Here is a 15,803-nt window from a genome sequence, read left to right on the forward strand (position 1 = left end):
ATAGGAGCCTCCCTTACTTCAGGGCTTTTTCCAAAGCGGACTTCATCGCCGCCCAGCCCTCCGTCGGAGCGATTTCGCCTTTGACGACTTTATTGAATGCCTGCTCGCCGATAATCGTCTGCAGGTCGTTGTATTTGGCGTTGTCCATCGGCGGTACGGCATTTGGCACGTTATCCGCGTATGGCTTCAGCTGTGGTTTCGCGTCCAGAATCGCCTTAAACGATTCGTTCGTAGACAGGTCGTCGCGCGCCGGCGGCAGATTTGTCTGCTCGAACCACTTGGCGTCGTTCTTCGCGTCGCTGTACACCCATTTGATGAAATCAAGGGCTGCCTGCTGCTGTTCTTTCGTTGCGGAAGCGTAGATGACGAGTCCCTTCGTATCGGCAAACGTTTTGCTTTGCGCCGGATCAACGTCGTCCGGTACCGGCGGCATGCTGAGCGCGTACGTTTCGTTAAACTTCAGCTCCGGATATTTTTCTGCCCAGGTCGTAAATGTCCATGGTCCAACGTCGGTAAAGATACCCGTTCCGTTCTCGAACGGATCCGTCACCTGACGGGAAAGAAGACCGTTTTCCTTGCGCAGGTTGTCAACAAAGGTAAGCACTTCGGTTCCGGCTTTCTCGTCTCCGGTGAATTGATCGCCTTCAATGAACTTGTTGCCGTTCGAAGCCGCGTCATACAGCATGTAGAAGTCGAACCAGCGCTTCCAGGCCGTAGGATCCGCGAGATCCGGTTTTGCCCATAGGAACTTCTTGTCTCCGTATTTCGCCTTCAGCTTCTTCGTCACTTCAAGAACTTCGCTGTAAGTCTTAGGCGGCTCGTTATAGCCAAGCTCCTTCAGAACATCCAGGCGCCAGCCGAACAGCATCGGGTTGGAGTAGATCGGCAGCACGTACTGATGGCCGTCGGCGAACTTCCATGGCTCGATCGTTTTGCTCATATTGCGTCCTTGAATAATATCGTTGTAGCCTTCCAGCGTATCGAGCGGTACCAGCGCCTTACTGTTGGACAGCTGAGCAGCGAAGCCGCGGTTAATGTTTTCGGAGATCGTTGGCGCGCTTTTCGCCGCGATGGCCGATTGAATGCTGGCCTCGGACGTCGGCGATTCCTTGATGGCGCTGACGTTGATCTTCACCTTGTCGTTCGTTGCTTCGTAAGCCTTGGCGAGCTCCTGCCAATAAGCCTGCTGGGTCGGGTTAGGAGCCGCCCAAAACTCGATAGTCGTAACCTTGCCCGCGCCCGACGAGCTGTTTCCCGTCTGATTCTGGCCGCCTTGGCCTGTCGAGCAGGCACTCAGCATTCCAAGCGCCACAATAGTGGTAAGCAGAACCGGTGCTTTTTTCTTCATGGAACAATGACCTCCCAAAAACATGATTTTATAATGACAAAATTAATTCCGTCATGTTGTATCGCATGACATAAAGTGACTGGAAGCGTTTACGACCCTTATTATGCGCTGTCATTATTGTCTTGTCAAGTGATTATCGCAATAATCATCTTCATAATAACATTACTATACACTTTACTAATTAGTTTTGTAACGTTACAATAGATGGTGAACTAACCGTTCCTCCTTCCTTTTTCCAATACCGGAAGTGTGGCTTGACACACTTTCGAGGAACGGGAACAATTAAAGAAAACGAGCCTTATTTTAGCGTTCCGCGCATAAGCGCAGCGCCGAAATCAAAGTCCCGACGGAGGTTAACCTCGTGAACAGAAAAGTTACGATGCAGGATATTGCAGACAAGCTAAGCTTGTCCAAGAATTCCATATCTCAAGCGCTCACTGGCAAACCGGGCGTAAGCGATGAGACGCGCCGCTTGATTATGCAGACGGCTGACGACATGGGTTATGTATACAGCAAGCGGGTCGACCAGCCGGCATTGCTGCATTCGGCTCCGCGTACGATCGCCTTGATCGCTTCGAATTACGCATTCTCCATGAAAAGCTTCTTTGGCGATATTTATCTGAGCGTCGACAAAGAATTGAAACAAAGAGGCATCGAGCTCATTATCCAATCCATCAGCCCGGAAGATGCCGCTTCCCTTACGCTGCCGCCTTTTATTCAACAACGCGCGGTTGACGGCATCCTTATTTTGTCTCATATAACGACGCCTTATATCCAAGCGGTTCTCGACACCGGAATTCCTTCCGTGTTGATTGACCATCACCATCCGGACCTCGCTGCCGACTCCATCCTTACTAACAACCGGTTCAGCGCGTACGAGGCCATCCGTCATTTGGCTAATTTAGGGCACAAGAAAATTGGTTACATGGGGAATATCCGCTTCTCGCCAAGCTATTACGAAAGGCTCGAGGGAATGCGGCTGGCTGCTTTCGAGCTTGGAATCGAGCTTAAGGAAGAGTGGCTTGTAACGACGGCGAAGGAGGAAAGCGGCGAAATCCGAAAGCTCCTGGAGGGAATAACCGAACTTCCGACCGCCTGGTTCTGCGTCAACGACGGATTTGGCTTTATGGTGAATTCGGCTTTGCAGCAGATGGGGCTGCGCGTCCCGGAGGATGTCTCGGTCGTTAGCTTTGACAACGGTTACTTGTCCAGATTAGCTACGCCGCCAATCACAACCGTAGATGTTGATCTTCATCTGTACGCGCGCTGCGCCGTCGAGAAATTGATCAGCCGGCTTAACGATTCCGAGCAGCCTAAGACGGAGATCCTGTTGTCCACCAAGCTGCTCGTAAGAGGTTCTACCGGTCCGGCTTTGCAACGGGATTAAGCTCCACGCTAGCAATAGGCACAAAAAAAAGCGGCCAGCATGTCTCATGCTCGGCCACTCTGTCATCCAAAATGCTTATGTACTCACTTGCATGTTCTAGAGCTGTTCCAGCGCCTCAAGCGTAAGCAGCATATGCTCGATCAGCTCGGGCAAATCATTCATTTGCTCCTCGTCAATGCGGCGGTTGAAACGCAGCTCCACCGCGTTCTTATACACGGTGCCGCCCCCGCTATCGCTTCCGTATACGAAGCTAAGCGTCTGGGTGAGCGAGACCTCCGCCCCCCATTGCTCCCGTATGGCCGTTTGGATGCGCAGGCAATGCGTTTCCGCATCCAGAACAACCAGATGGAACAGCAAACGGAGGCTGCAGCCCGGCGGATCGCCTTCCTGCAGCTCCAGCAGCTCCGTCGCCAGGTCGCGGAGCGAGGTATCCAGCCGGATTTCGCCGATGATTCGCTTCTGCCGATCGCTGCCGGCTAATACGAATTGCAGGGCGAACTCGCGCCCCATCACCGCCATATCCAGACGGTCCACGCGGTTTACGACCCGGATCCGTTCGTCCAGGTTGTCCAGATCATACAGCTGATTTTCCAAGGCGACCTTCAAATTATCAAAGATTGTCGGGTCAAATAACATCGCCATACACGAACCCCTCCAACCGTTCCAAAGCCGCTTCGTCAAAAGGACGCGAATTGTCGTAATACAGAACCGACGATTCCGGCAGCTCCCACGCAAGCGTTCTGCGCCCAAGCGAACGGGCGAAGGAATCCCAATGCACCAGCTTATATTGATCCGTCGCTAGCCCCCGATCCTCGATCCGGCTGTAATGCATATCTTCATCCTGCAAGTAGACCACAACCGCCTTCACATCAACATCGTCCAGGGAAGCGCCGGCCGAAGCCAGCTCCTTAACAATCCAGGACGGGTCGCTGATCTCCTTCGTAAACGGCCCGATGACGAAAGCATTCGTGCCAACGCCGACATTTTCGAGCGCGGCATCCATCGTAATCCGGTAGCCGAGATCGCGGCATAGCTTCTTATACGCTTCCGAATCGCGGTCATTCGGGTCCAGCCCGGCTACCGTCATAATCTGTACGGCTGCTGGCCGCAGCATCGTATCCATATCGAATACCGCCGCGCCGCGCCTTTTGGCCAGCGCCTTGGCCAAAGTTGTTTTCCCCGCTCCCGCGCCGCCGACGAAAAATACAAGCTTTCGCATGACTTCCGCCCCCTACTTCCGCTGCAGCTGCTTCCAGACGGTCTTGTTGCTGTATTCCTTCGAGCTGCTGATGTCTTGGCCGAACCATTCCGGCGCCTCGAACGAATGAGCGGCTTCCTCGGAATCGAACTCCACCTCAAGGACGGTCAGCTGAATCTGGTCGTAAATATCGATCTCGATCTGAACGCCTTTCCATTCCGCCGTAATCCGGTTTTTCGTCAGGGCAACGGCGCCAAACGCCTTTACGACCTGCTCGTACAGCCCTTCGTTGATCTCATACTCTACTTCCTCGCGCTTAATGCCAAATCCCTTCTTGAACGTATGCGTGTATGCAACCTCTCCGTTATCCACATCCGTAATCCGGCGGACGCGCAGCTCCTGATCGGCCTCCAGCGCCAGATAAGTCTGCTCGATCCGCTGCTCCGAGCGTACCTGAATTCGGTCGCCTAACTGCTCGTAAGGTACGGCCAGCAAAAATTTGCGTTCGATCTCTAATGCCATAAACGGTTCTCCCCCATAAACAATGAATTTGCTTAATCATATCACAAGGTGAAACAGTCTTCTCCATCTATATAAATCCTTAGAATTTAATCCGCCGCTTGGACGCGCCAAAAAACCGGGAGATGCCTCATCCCCCGGTCCCTAACTTCATTTAATATTTTTCCCGTAAAAGATCTCGTACATCTCGTCTGTCAGACGCTCGGTAATTTCCTTCTGCTCGTCCATGCTCAGCTTATCCTTCGTGTAGCCGAACAGATAGTTATTGAGATCGAATTCCCGCAGCTTGCATTTAGTGTGAAAAATATTTTCCTGATAGACGTTGACGTCAATCATGTCGTATTGGTCGATAACCTCGTCCGGGATGTAATTCTGGATCGAATTGATATCGTGGTCGATAAACAGCTTGTTGCCGTTAATATCCCTCGTAAAACCCCGAACCCGGTAATCGATCGTCATAATGTCCGTATCAAAGGAATGAATCAAATAATTTAACGCCTTAAGCGGCGAAATCTCCCCGCAGGTTGCCACGTCGATATCGGCGCGGAACGTGCTGATCCCTTCGCTCGGATGATACTCGGGATACGTATGAACGGTAATATGGCTCTTGTCCAGCTGCAGTACCACATTGTCCGGGAGCGGACCCGGCGACTCGTCAAACGTCGATTCGGTCGGCACCTCCACGATTGGCCCTTCCGAGACCAGAATCGTAACGCTGGCGCCTTGCGGGACGTAATCCTGCTTGGCAATGTTCAGGACATGCGCGCCGATAATGTCGGCAACCTGCTTCAATATTTTCGTCAGCCGGTCGGAATTGTACTGCTCGTCGATGTATTCGATGTAAGCTTCGCGTTCTTCCTTCGTCTTCGTATAACAGATATCGTACATATTGAAGCTGAGCGACTTCGTCAAATTGTTAAAACCATGCAGCGTAATCCGCTGCTCGGGCGTAAACTTCACCTTCAATCCCCCCGTTCCTAACTCTTCCACTACTATTACCCATTTTTCCGGGGCTGATTCAAATTATGGCAATAATCTCATGAGGAGGGCAGGTGCGGGATAAGCCTTTTATGGTATACTGCTTCAATAAAGAATTGCATTGGAGGCCCAGCAATCATGAAAATTTACGTCGTTGTCTCGTTCACGGAAGACGGAATGGAAAATGTATACGTCGGCGATGACCAGGAAAAGGTACAGTCGCTGAACCCGGAGGACTTCGAGCATAGCGATGCGCTGTTCGTCGAGATTTGGGAAGACGGCGAGAAGACCGACGAATACCGCGTTGGCTCGTACGAAGAAGACGAAGAAGACGAGGAACTCGAGAACTAATCGTTCACAAAAAAAACGGTCTCCGCGATGCCTGATGCAAGGCAAAGCGGTGACCGTTTTTAGTTTTTTATTTTACAGCAAACCTAAGCTTCGCAGCTCCTCGGCGGTAAAGACGCGGGATCTCGTTAGAAATCGCAGTCCCTCCGGTCCTTCCAGCGAGAACATCCCGCCACGCCCGGGAACAACGTCGATGATCAGCTGCGTGTTTTTCCAATAGTCGTATTGCGCCTTGGTCATATAAAACGGCGCGCCGCCAATCTCGCCAAGCCGCACATCCTGATCGCCGATCAGGAATTCGCCCAGCGGAAAGCACATCGGCGAGCTGCCGTCGCAGCATCCGCCGGATTGATGGAACATAACGTCGCCATGCTTAGCCCGAAGCCGTCCGATCAGCTCAAGCGCGCTGCCTGTAGCAAGCACCTTAAGCACGGATTCCGCGGCCATATCAGAAGAAGCCTAACGCATCGGGGCTGTAGCTGACGAGCAGGTTCTTCGTCTGCTGGTAATGAGACAGCATCATCTTGTGGTTCTCGCGGCCAACGCCGGACATTTTGTAGCCGCCAAACGCCGCATGCGCCGGGTAAGCATGGTAGCAGTTGGTCCAGACGCGGCCCGCCTCGATCTGACGGCCCATCCGGAACGCCGCGTTGATATCCCGCGTCCATACGCCGGCTCCAAGCCCGTACAACGTATCATTGGCAATCGCCAGCGCTTCCTCCGGCGTGCTGAAGGTGGTAACGGCAACAACCGGCCCAAAGATCTCCTCTTGGAAAATCCGCATGCCGTTATTGCCGCGAAGCACGGTCGGCTGAATATAGTAGCCCTGCGAAATATCGCCTTGGATAGCCGCGCGGCCTCCGCCAATCAGGCATTCGGCGCCTTCCTGGCGGCCGATGTCGATATAGCTCAAGATTTTCTCCATTTGCTCGGTGGATACCTGCGCCCCGATCATCGTATCCGTGTCGAGCGGATTACCCTGCTTGATGGATGCGACACGCCGCAGCGCCTTCTCCATAAAGCTGTCGTAGATCGACTCCTGAATCAGCGCGCGGGACGGGCAAGTACACACTTCACCCTGATTCAGCGCAAACAGCGTAAAGCCCTCCAGCGCCTTGTCGAAAAAGGCATCATCCTTCGCCATAATATCCTCGAAGAAGATGTTTGGCGATTTGCCGCCAAGCTCAAGCGTTACCGGAATGAGATTTTGCGAGGCGTACTGCATGATGAGGCGCCCGGTTGTGGTCTCGCCAGTGAAGGCAATCTTCGCGATCCGGTTGCTTGATGCAAGCGGCTTGCCCGCTTCCAGCCCAAAGCCGTTAACGATGTTAACAACGCCGGCAGGCAGCAAATCCTCGATCAACTCCATCAACACGCAGATTGAAGCCGGCGTCTGCTCCGCTGGCTTCAACACTACGCAGTTGCCTGCCGCCAGTGCCGGAGTGAGCTTCCACGTCGCCATCAGCAAAGGGAAGTTCCAAGGGATGATCTGGCCAACGACGCCAAGCGGCTCATGATAATGGTAAGCGACCGTGTCGTTGTCGAGCTGGCTGAGCGAGCCCTCCTGCGCGCGGATGCAGCCGGCGAAATACCGGAAGTGATCGATCGCCAGCGGCAGATCGGCTGCCAGACATTCGCGGATCGGCTTGCCGTTATCCCAGGTCTCGGCAACGGCGAGCGTCTCCAGATTGCTCTCGATCCGGTCGGCAATCCGGTTCAGAATGTTCGCGCGCTCCGTCGCGGAGGTCCGTCCCCAGGCGGCCTTTGCCGCATGCGCCGCGTCCAGCGCAAGCTCGATATCCTCCGATGTGGAACGGGCTACTTCGCAGAAGGCCGCGTTGTTCACGGGAGAAACATTTTCGAAATATTGGCCTTGCGTTGGCGGCGTCCAGCGGCCCCCTATGTAGTTCTCGTACCGTTTCTTAAACGTAATCTTCGAATCCTGCTTACCCGGCTCAGCGTAAATCATGGGCTAACCATCTCCTTTTCGAAAAGTAGCTTGCTAGCGTTATTGATAGATTCCGACGCGCAGTTTCACGAAAACGCTACCATAGTGATACAAGCTTATGCATGACAGGTTGATGGTAGAACGGAAGCTCAAAAAAGCCGGTCCCCTTGCGGGGCCGGCTTACTCTGTTGTTTACTGGACGAGACGATTACAGCATGATTTTGCAAATATCGTTCGTAAACTGAACCGGATCCTGCACCGTCAAGCCTTCGATCAGAAGAGCTTGGTTGAACAGCAGGCTGGTATAGAGGCTCAGCTTTGTTTTATCGGTTGCGTAAGCATCCTTCAGCGCCTTGAACACGTCATGGTTCACGTTGATTTCCAGCACCTTGCTGGCTTTCACGTCCTGGCCGTTAGGCATCGCCTTAAGGACCTTCTCCATCTCAATCGTTACTTCGCCTTCGGAAGACAGGCAGACCGGATGGGATTTAAGACGCTTCGAAGCTTTTACGCCCGTTACGCTGTCGCCAAGAACCTCTTGCATCGCCGCGAACAGATCCTTGTTGTCGTTAGCTTCTTCTTCGGTTTCTTTTTCCGCCTCGTCCGCTTCGATCCCAAGATCGCCGCTGGACACGTTTTTGAACGACTTGTCTTTGTACGTGCCAATCATCTTGATCGCGAACTCGTCGATATCGTCGGTGAAGTAGAGCAGCTCATAGCCTTTGTCCGTTACGATCTCGGCTTGAGGCAGCTTCTCCAGACGTTCAATCGACTCGCCTGACGCGTAGTAGATGAACTTCTGGTCTTCCGGCATGCGGGATACGTATTCCTCAAGCGTAACTTGCTTCTTCTCCTTCGAGGAGTAGAACAAAAGCAGATCCTGCAAGGTATCCTTGTTCGCGCCATAGTCGTTGTACACGCCAAACTTCAGCTGACGGCCAAACGCCTTGTAGAAGCCTTCGTACTTCTCGCGTTCTTCTTTAAGCAGGCTTTGCAGCGTGCTTTTAATTTTGTTCTTGATGTTCTTCGCGATCAGCTGCAATTGACGGTCATGCTGCAGCAGCTCCCGGGAAATGTTCAGCGACAGATCCTCGGAATCGACCATCCCTTTCACGAAGCTGAAATAGTCCGGGAGAAGATCCGCGCATTTGTCCATAATGAGGACGCCGTTCGAGTAAAGCTCCAGGCCTTTTTCGAATTCTTTCGTGTAATAGTCAAAAGGCGTATTTTCCGGGATAAAGAGGATCGCGTTGTAGACAACGGCACCGTCAGCGCTGATATGAAGATGCTTCAGCGGCTTATCGAAGCCGTAACGCTTCTCGAAGTAGAAGTTGTCGTAGTCTTCCTGCGTCAGCTCGTTTTTGTTTTTGCGCCAGATCGGAACCATGCTGTTGATCGTTTGTTCCTCTTCGTATTCCTCGAACTCGCCTTCGCTGCCTTCTTTTGGACGCTGGCCCTTCACATCCATCTTGATCGGGTAACGGATAAAATCCGAGTACTTCTTAATGATCGATCTCAGGCGGTACTCTTCGAGGAACTCGTCGTAATTGTCGTCCTCGGTGTTAGGCTTGATCGTCATGATGATATCCGTGCCTATGCCCGCTTTGTCCGCAGTCGTAATCGAGTAGCCGTCAGCGCCTTCCGACTCCCACTTGAACGCTTCGTCCGAGCCCAGCGCGCGGCTGATTACCTCAACCTTGTCCGCCACCATAAACGCGGAATAGAAGCCCACGCCGAATTGGCCGATAATGTTGTGGCCGTCCTTCGCTTCGTTCTCTTTCTTGAACGCAAGCGAGCCGCTCTTCGCAATAACGCCAAGATTGTTTTCGAGCTCCTCTTGCGTCATGCCGATACCCGTATCCGAAAGGATCAGCTTACGGTTATCCTTATCCACCGTTACCTTTATGTAATAGCTCTCTTTGTCGAATACCAGCTGGTCGTCCGTCAGTGCTTTGTAGTAGATTTTATCAATCGCATCGCTGGCATTCGAGATAAGCTCTCTCAAGAAAATTTCGCGCTGCGTGTAAATGGAGTTGATCATCATCTCCAGCAGCCGTTTCGATTCCGCTTTGAACTGTTGCTTTTCCATTCGTGTGATGTTCTCCTTCCAATATCGTGAGTTTACGTTAGCACTCTCCGTGTTGGAGTGCTAAACCTTGCCTTTACTATATAATATGGAGATTTTGGGTGTCAACCGGATATGGGAATTGAATGCGTATTTCGTATGCCTTTGGCGTTGAATTCAGGGATCGTTAACGAGACATTGATGCGGAACTGCAGCTCTATTGAGCTGTCGCCTTGGAAGTCCAGCGTGTACGTGACGATATACGGCGTTTCGATATAGTAGAGCGTGAGCTTTAATCGGCGGTTAGTTTCCCATGCGGAATAAGCGACAACCGTCTGCTCATGGCCGGCGAGGTCTTTCGTAAAGACGGACTTCGAATAGACCGGTTCGACAAAAGAATACGGCAGCCGCGTATTCCGCTTGTTGTCTTTGTAGATCAGCTGAAGCTCCATCGGCTGCCCGTTGCTTCCCTCGCCGAAAACGAGCTCCTGAAGCCCATGAGGGTTATCCGACAAGCTATATCTCCGGTTTGCCAGAGGGATGACGTCGCCCGGAATCGGCATTGAGGCCGGAATGTGAAGCCGGGACAGGCTGTAAAGCCGCTGCTGGAGCAGGTTTGATGCGGATGCTGACAACGGCAGCTTCTTGTTTTCCAAACGGTCAAAGATAAACTCGTAAATAAGGTCCAGCGTAACTTGCAGCTCGCGCATGCTGCCGAAGCTTGCCGTCATCGCAATGACCAGCTTCTCCTCCGGAGCCGCCAAGCACATTTGGCCAAAAGACCCGTCTCCCCGGTAACAGCCGCGGCGGCACAAATGGAACTGATAGCCGTAGCCTTGCATGGAGTCGATTTTCCCCGCATTGGCTATGCGGTTATCGCTTTGCTCGGTGGTCGCAAGCTCCAAATATCGCTCCGAGACGATTCTATTACCCTCGTAAACTCCTCTATTCAAGAGCATTAGGCCAAACTTCGCAACACTCTCCGTCGTCAGGCTTAGCCCCATTCCTCCCGCCGTAATGCCAAGAGGGCAAGTCTCCCAGACCGGATTTGGTATACCGAGAGGCTCGAATAAGGTTGGCATCAGGAAATCGACAAGCGACTGCCCCGTCACCCGTTCTATTATGGCCGACAACATATAAGCGGAATGCGTGCTGTACAAATAATAAGTTCCCGGCTCCAGCGCTGCTTCCTGCGCGAGGAACGCTGCTGCCCAATCCTGCTCCGCGGCAACGGCGGAGTATATATTGTAGTCATGGCCCGCGGTCATGGAGAGCAGATGGCGAATGGTCATTCGGGCCAGATTAGGCGATACGATGCCCGGCAGCTTGTCCGGGAAAAACGAGATGACGGAATCATTGAGATCAAGCAGACCTTGATCCCAGGCGATGCCTACGGCAATCGACGTGAAGCTTTTGCTTAAGGAATACAGCAGCTGAGGCGTATCCTTCCGGTAAGGCTCCCGCCAATACTCTGCCGTTATTTTTCCGTCCTGCAGAAGCAGGAAGCTGTTGACCTGCATATCTCGCTGCTCGATTTGAGCAAACAGCTCAATCAACGCCTGCGTAGACAAGCCGTGATTTTCCGGGAAATCATAGAACAAAGACAAATTATTGCCTCCCTATTCCTTCTCCTTTTTCTAGCTGACAGTAATGTAAGAAGTAGACTTATTGAAATCCGCTAACCCCATTATATAGATATAAACGATAGCTATATCAAGTATAGATAGACCCATATTGATGGAAGCGCAAAATGGATAATAAGATGTTTCTAACACCACGCCATTATTAGGTTGTGCTAAGTTAACATATTGGAGGCATTCAAGTGGAATTCAAAAAAGGCCAATTAACGACAAGCTGGGGAGCTCCTGTGGGAGATAACCAGAATTCGATGACTGCCGGCTCCCGGGGTCCAACGCTTATTCAAGACGTTCATCTTCTCGAGAAGCTTGCCCACTTCAATCGCGAACGAGTTCCTGAACGCGTCGTGCATGCGAAAGGCGCCGGCGCGCACGGGTATTTCGAAGTCACCCATGACGTAACTTCCTATACAAAAGCCGGTTTTTTGTCCAAGGTTGGCAAACGTACGCCCGTGTTTGTACGCTTCTCCACGGTTGCAGGCGAACTCGGCTCCGCGGATACCGTCCGCGACCCTCGCGGCTTTGCCGTCAAATTTTACACCGAAGAAGGGAACTATGATTTGGTAGGAAACAACACCCCTGTCTTCTTCATTCGGGACGCCATTAAATTTCCCGATTTCATCCATACTCAGAAAAGACATCCTCAAACTCATCTGAAGAATCCAAACGCCGTATGGGATTTCTGGTCTTTGTCTCCGGAGTCCTTGCACCAAGTATCCATCTTGATGTCAGACCGCGGGATCCCCGCTACGCTCCGTCATATGCATGGCTACGGCAGCCACACGTTCAAATGGGTTAATGCGGATGGACGAGGGGTTTGGGTGAAATATCATTTCAGAACGGAACAAGGTGTCAAAAACCTGGATGTTGAGCTAGCTGCCAAGCTGGCCGGCGATAACCCCGATTATCATACTGAGGATCTGTATAATGCCATAGATCAAGCAAACTTCCCATCCTGGAAGCTGTATGTTCAAATGATGCCGCTCGAGGATGCGAATACCTATCGTTTCGACCCGTTTGACGTAACAAAAGTCTGGTCGCAAAAAGACTACCCTCTTATCGAGGTTGGACGCATGGTGCTTGATCGTAATCCGGACAATTATTTTGCCGAGGTGGAACAAGCGGCTTTTTCTCCCGGAGCATTCGTACCGGGTATTGAAGCTTCTCCGGATAAAATGCTTCAAGGACGTTTGTTCGCCTATGCCGATGCGCATCGCTATCGGGTTGGCACAAATCATAACACGCTTCCTATTAATAAGCCTGTTGTTGAAGTGAATAATAACCAGCGCGACGGTCAGATGCGTTATGATCGCAATGGAGGGAATTCCGTTTATTATGAACCGAACAGCTGCGGAGGAGCGACCGAATCCGCAATTTCCAGAACAACCTCGTTTGAAGTATCCGGTTCAGCGGGCAGTGCCCCTCATGACAATAATGACCATTACACGCAGCCTGGCGACCTGTACCGGTTGCTTAGTACGGAAGAGCGCAGGCGCTTGATAAATAACATTGTTAACGCAATGAAACCGGTTGAGAAGGATGAAATCAAACAACGTCAAATCGCCCATTTTTATAAAGCCGATCCCGAATGGGGAAATGCGGTTGCCGAGGGGCTAGGTTTAAAAATTGCGGAGCCGGCTTAATCCATTACCTCATTAAACAAAGAGCAGTTACTCGAAAGCTAGTAATAGCCCGAGTAACTGCTCTTTTTTGCGTTATAAAATGCTCAGATTAAATTATTCAGCAACAAGAAAAGCAGCAACCTCGGCTAGCCGGGAAGCATAACCCCACTCGTTATCGTACCAAGCAGCTATGGATAATAGCCCGCCCTGCACTTGCGTCAATGGCAGATCGATAATAGAGGAATGAGAATCCCCTACGATACGGGAAGAAGCCCATTCGCCTTCCAATACGTCTAAAACTCCCTTAAGTTCCCCTTCACTAGCGGCCAGACGGAACATGTCATTAATCTCTTGAGCGGAGCATGCTTTCTCGGTTATCAAATTAAGCTCCGCAATGCTGCCGGTGCGAGTTGGGATTCGGTAGGCCTTGCCCGTAATTTGGAGATCGTTCCAAATAAACTTGAGTGCTTTAGCCGCTCCCGAGGATGAAGGAATGATATTTTCCGCTGCCGCCCAGGAGTCCCGGCGGTCCTTCATAGGCTGATCCGTTAAGGATTGCGTATTGGTATAAGAATGAACCGTGGAGAATAAGCCGTATTTAATGCCGTAATTTTCTTTAACCAATTTCACTACGGGTGCCAGCGCATTGGTTGTACAGCTGGCCATGCTAATAATTTTATGCTTATCCGGATCAAAGCTGTCGAGATTAATTCCTTTAAGCAGAACAGCGTCGCAGTCTTCGAGACTTTTGCTTGGCCCGCTGACAAGCACTCGCTTGGCGCCGCGATCGAGGTGCATTTGCGCAACGGGTCTGGTCACGGCGCGTCCCGTGCAGTCAATGACCAGCTCAACGCCTAGTTCTCCCCAATTAGGCACTTCGCTGGACGAATTCATATAGCGGATTTCACGTCCGCCTATGATGATCGCTCCTTCGCGGCCGAGAACCTCTTCATGCCAACGTTTATAATTCGTATCCACCTCAAAAAGCGCCGCAAGCACGGACTCTTCTTTTATATCAGAGATCGAATACGGTACAAAAAGCTTCTCCTGAAGCGCTACTCTAAGTAATTGCCGACCGATGCGTCCGAATCCGAAAATTGCGATCTTACTCATGGTATCCTCCCCTTATCATGAAGAAAAATAGGTTCATTCTTTAATTGATTCGAGCTCCTGCACTTGAATAGGGGGCAGGTTCTTTTCAATTTCCGCACGGCTGTTTTCAAACCACAATGGCAGCATTAATGCCTCTCCAAGATGATCCTCATGCTCATCATTCGCGAAACCTGGAGGATCTGTCGCGATTTCAAATAAAATGCCGCCATGTTCGCGAAAATAGATAGCATGAAAATACTGTCGGTCAATAACCGGTGTAGGATGGAATCCGCTGCTTTCCACATGGCTTCTCCAAGCATCATGCTCTTCGAAATTCTTGGCTCTCCAAGCGATATGGTGAACCATGCCTGCACCGGGGATTCCGGCTTCCATCGGCTCCGCATTCACGTCGATAAGATTGCCTAGCTCCCCCTCTGCCTTATAGCGAATAAAGCCGCCCTCTAGTCCTACCTTTTCAAGACCTAAAACGTCCTCAAGAACCTTCATCGTGTCTATGGATGCCGTGCTGTATAGCACCGCCCCCCCGAATCCTTTAATAGCCTTATCCGTAGGAATACCTCCGAATGACCAAGTATTGAGAGCTCCGTCTTCTCTTTCAACAATCTCTAACCGCAGACCGTCGAGATCTGAAAATTCGATATAGTTTTCGGAAAAGCGGGTGCTTTCCTTGAAGGAAATATCAAACGCTGCGAGACGCGCTCTCCAAAATTCAAGTGCGCCTAGCGGTACTACGTATGTTGTTGTACCTACTTGTCCTCCGCCAATTCTGCCCTTATGAGAAAATTCGTACGGGAAGAACGTGATAATGGTTCCGGGGCTGCCTTTTTCATTGCCGAAGTACAAATGGTAAACTTCGGGCGCGTCAAAGTTAATCGTTTTTTTCACAAGACGAAGCCCTAGGACCCCAGCATAAAAATCTACGTTTCTCTGCGCATCCTTCACGAAACAAGTGATGTGATGGATGCCTGCCGTTTTCATTGTGATATTCCCCATTTCTCCCAAACTCCTTCTGTTAGGTTTATCGATCATGCTAGTAACAGAACATACTATCAATAAATCATAGAGAAAAGAGTTCCCGCAAACCATTCCGTTTTCTCTATATCGGCATAGCGAATTTACTATATCTTCGGCCCCAATAACCTAGCCTAAAAATGATTTCAACATCCATACGTGCTTCTCGAGCGAGTAATGAATGGCTAGAAGCATATCTCCGGTCGTCTCATCGTCCTCATGATTAGCGAGACTCATACCTTCTTTAAGCTCATTAACAATCGTTTCAAAATCAGCCGTAATCGTACGAACCATCTCCACGGCGCTCTCATTACCCGCTGCATCCTTAACCGTTGCGATTTCGAGAACTCCATGCAAAGTCGCTACGGGGCTGCCGCCCAATGCCAGCAGCCGCTCGGCAAGATTGTCCACATGCAGCGCGGCTTCCGTGTATAGTTCTTCAAACTTTAGATGCAAAGTGAAGAACTGCGGACCTTTAACATACCAATGATAGTTATGGAGTTTGGTAAACAGAAGACTCCAGTTCGCTATCTGAGTGTTTAACGCGGCCATAAGTTTTTTAGACATCATAAAACTCCTTTACAATTTAGCATTAAATTCCAGAAGCCAATATAACACAGGCATAAACT

General features: G+C 51.1%; 15 protein-coding genes. 3 read left to right on the top strand and 12 right to left on the bottom strand.

Going from position 1 to position 15,803, the window contains the following annotated elements:
- Positions 1-13: 13 nt before the first annotated feature.
- A complete protein-coding gene (locus tag PJDR2_RS27200; RefSeq protein ID WP_015846964.1) occupies positions 14-1,348 on the bottom strand; it encodes an ABC transporter substrate-binding protein in 1,335 nt (444 codons plus the stop codon).
- A gap of 361 nt (positions 1,349-1,709) precedes the next feature.
- Here PJDR2_RS27200 and PJDR2_RS27205 point away from each other — a divergent pair, with 361 nt between their 5' ends.
- Positions 1,710-2,735, top strand: a complete 1,026-nt coding sequence (locus PJDR2_RS27205; RefSeq protein ID WP_015846965.1) for a LacI family DNA-binding transcriptional regulator — start codon at positions 1,710-1,712, stop codon at positions 2,733-2,735.
- Positions 2,736-2,831: 96 nt separating this feature from the next.
- On the opposite strand, the gene PJDR2_RS27210 is transcribed toward PJDR2_RS27205, so the two are convergent.
- The 4 genes from PJDR2_RS27210 to speD form a co-directional block, all read right to left on the bottom strand.
- The gene (locus PJDR2_RS27210; RefSeq protein WP_015846966.1) at positions 2,832-3,377 is read right to left on the bottom strand and encodes a hypothetical protein; all 546 of its coding nucleotides are present in this window, start codon (positions 3,375-3,377) and stop codon (positions 2,832-2,834) included.
- Positions 3,361-3,954 (bottom strand): AAA family ATPase, encoded by a 594-nt coding sequence (locus PJDR2_RS27215; RefSeq protein WP_015846967.1) that lies wholly within the window; start codon positions 3,952-3,954, stop codon positions 3,361-3,363. Before PJDR2_RS27215 ends, PJDR2_RS27210 begins: the two co-directional genes overlap by 17 nt.
- Before the next feature lie 12 nt (positions 3,955-3,966).
- Positions 3,967-4,455: a CYTH domain-containing protein gene (locus tag PJDR2_RS27220; protein WP_015846968.1), complete on the bottom strand. Its 489-nt coding sequence runs from the start codon at positions 4,453-4,455 to the stop codon at positions 3,967-3,969.
- Positions 4,456-4,602: 147 nt separating this feature from the next.
- Entirely contained in the window at positions 4,603-5,412 is an 810-nt protein-coding gene (gene speD, locus PJDR2_RS27225) for an adenosylmethionine decarboxylase (RefSeq protein WP_015846969.1), read from the bottom strand.
- Positions 5,413-5,568: 156 nt separating this feature from the next.
- Between speD and PJDR2_RS27230 the strand changes: the two genes are divergently transcribed.
- Positions 5,569-5,781 carry a hypothetical protein gene (locus PJDR2_RS27230; RefSeq protein WP_015846970.1) on the top strand — a complete coding sequence of 71 codons (213 nt, stop codon included), beginning with the start codon at positions 5,569-5,571 and terminating at the stop codon, positions 5,779-5,781.
- Positions 5,782-5,853: 72 nt separating this feature from the next.
- On the opposite strand, the gene PJDR2_RS27235 is transcribed toward PJDR2_RS27230, so the two are convergent.
- The 4 genes from PJDR2_RS27235 to PJDR2_RS27250 all read right to left on the bottom strand — a co-directional run bounded on the left by PJDR2_RS27235 (position 5,854) and on the right by PJDR2_RS27250 (position 11,398).
- A complete protein-coding gene (locus PJDR2_RS27235) occupies positions 5,854-6,225 on the bottom strand; it encodes a DUF779 domain-containing protein (protein ID WP_015846971.1) in 372 nt (123 codons plus the stop codon).
- 1 nt (position 6,226) lies between these two features.
- Positions 6,227-7,747 (bottom strand): aldehyde dehydrogenase, encoded by a 1,521-nt coding sequence (adh, locus tag PJDR2_RS27240; RefSeq protein ID WP_015846972.1) that lies wholly within the window; start codon positions 7,745-7,747, stop codon positions 6,227-6,229.
- Positions 7,748-7,934: 187 nt separating this feature from the next.
- Positions 7,935-9,815 (bottom strand): molecular chaperone HtpG, encoded by a 1,881-nt coding sequence (gene htpG / locus PJDR2_RS27245; RefSeq protein WP_015846973.1) that lies wholly within the window; start codon positions 9,813-9,815, stop codon positions 7,935-7,937.
- A 101-nt stretch (positions 9,816-9,916) separates the two neighbouring features.
- Complete coding sequence (locus tag PJDR2_RS27250) at positions 9,917-11,398, bottom strand: serine hydrolase domain-containing protein (protein ID WP_015846974.1); 1,482 nt, start codon at positions 11,396-11,398, stop codon at positions 9,917-9,919.
- Positions 11,399-11,613: 215 nt separating this feature from the next.
- On the opposite strand from PJDR2_RS27250, the gene katA reads away from it, so the two are divergent.
- Positions 11,614-13,071 (top strand): catalase KatA, encoded by a 1,458-nt coding sequence (katA, locus tag PJDR2_RS27255; protein WP_015846975.1) that lies wholly within the window; start codon positions 11,614-11,616, stop codon positions 13,069-13,071.
- A gap of 93 nt (positions 13,072-13,164) precedes the next feature.
- On the opposite strand, the gene PJDR2_RS27260 is transcribed toward katA, so the two are convergent.
- The 3 genes from PJDR2_RS27260 to PJDR2_RS27270 form a co-directional block, all read right to left on the bottom strand.
- Positions 13,165-14,163, bottom strand: coding sequence for a type I glyceraldehyde-3-phosphate dehydrogenase (locus PJDR2_RS27260; protein WP_015846976.1), 999 nt, complete (start codon positions 14,161-14,163; stop codon positions 13,165-13,167).
- Between the two features lie 33 nt (positions 14,164-14,196).
- Positions 14,197-15,147, bottom strand: coding sequence for a ring-cleaving dioxygenase (locus PJDR2_RS27265; RefSeq protein ID WP_041614710.1), 951 nt, complete (start codon positions 15,145-15,147; stop codon positions 14,197-14,199).
- A 156-nt stretch (positions 15,148-15,303) separates the two neighbouring features.
- Positions 15,304-15,741 (bottom strand): Dps family protein, encoded by a 438-nt coding sequence (locus PJDR2_RS27270; protein WP_015846978.1) that lies wholly within the window; start codon positions 15,739-15,741, stop codon positions 15,304-15,306.
- Positions 15,742-15,803: the final 62 nt, after the last annotated feature.

The sequence above is a fragment of the Paenibacillus sp. JDR-2 genome (genome assembly GCF_000023585.1).
Taxonomy (GTDB): Bacteria; Bacillota; Bacilli; order Paenibacillales; family Paenibacillaceae; genus Pristimantibacillus.

Bases quoted from the DNA above. Each gene is read 5' to 3' on its own strand.
- PJDR2_RS27260 (WP_015846976.1), bottom strand. From the start codon at position 14,163: ATGAGTAAGATCGCAATTTTCGGATTCGGACGCATCGGTCGGCAATTA.
- PJDR2_RS27270 (WP_015846978.1), bottom strand. From the start codon at position 15,741: ATGTCTAAAAAACTTATGGCCGCGTTAAACACTCAGATAGCGAACTGG.
- PJDR2_RS27200 (WP_015846964.1), bottom strand. From the start codon at position 1,348: ATGAAGAAAAAAGCACCGGTTCTGCTTACCACTATTGTGGCGCTTGGA.
- PJDR2_RS27210 (WP_015846966.1), bottom strand. From the start codon at position 3,377: ATGGCGATGTTATTTGACCCGACAATCTTTGATAATTTGAAGGTCGCC.
- PJDR2_RS27230 (WP_015846970.1), top strand. From the start codon at position 5,569: ATGAAAATTTACGTCGTTGTCTCGTTCACGGAAGACGGAATGGAAAAT.
- PJDR2_RS27215 (WP_015846967.1), bottom strand. From the start codon at position 3,954: ATGCGAAAGCTTGTATTTTTCGTCGGCGGCGCGGGAGCGGGGAAAACA.
- adh (WP_015846972.1), bottom strand. From the start codon at position 7,747: ATGATTTACGCTGAGCCGGGTAAGCAGGATTCGAAGATTACGTTTAAG.
- htpG (WP_015846973.1), bottom strand. From the start codon at position 9,815: ATGGAAAAGCAACAGTTCAAAGCGGAATCGAAACGGCTGCTGGAGATG.
- PJDR2_RS27235 (WP_015846971.1), bottom strand. From the start codon at position 6,225: ATGGCCGCGGAATCCGTGCTTAAGGTGCTTGCTACAGGCAGCGCGCTT.
- PJDR2_RS27220 (WP_015846968.1), bottom strand. From the start codon at position 4,455: ATGGCATTAGAGATCGAACGCAAATTTTTGCTGGCCGTACCTTACGAG.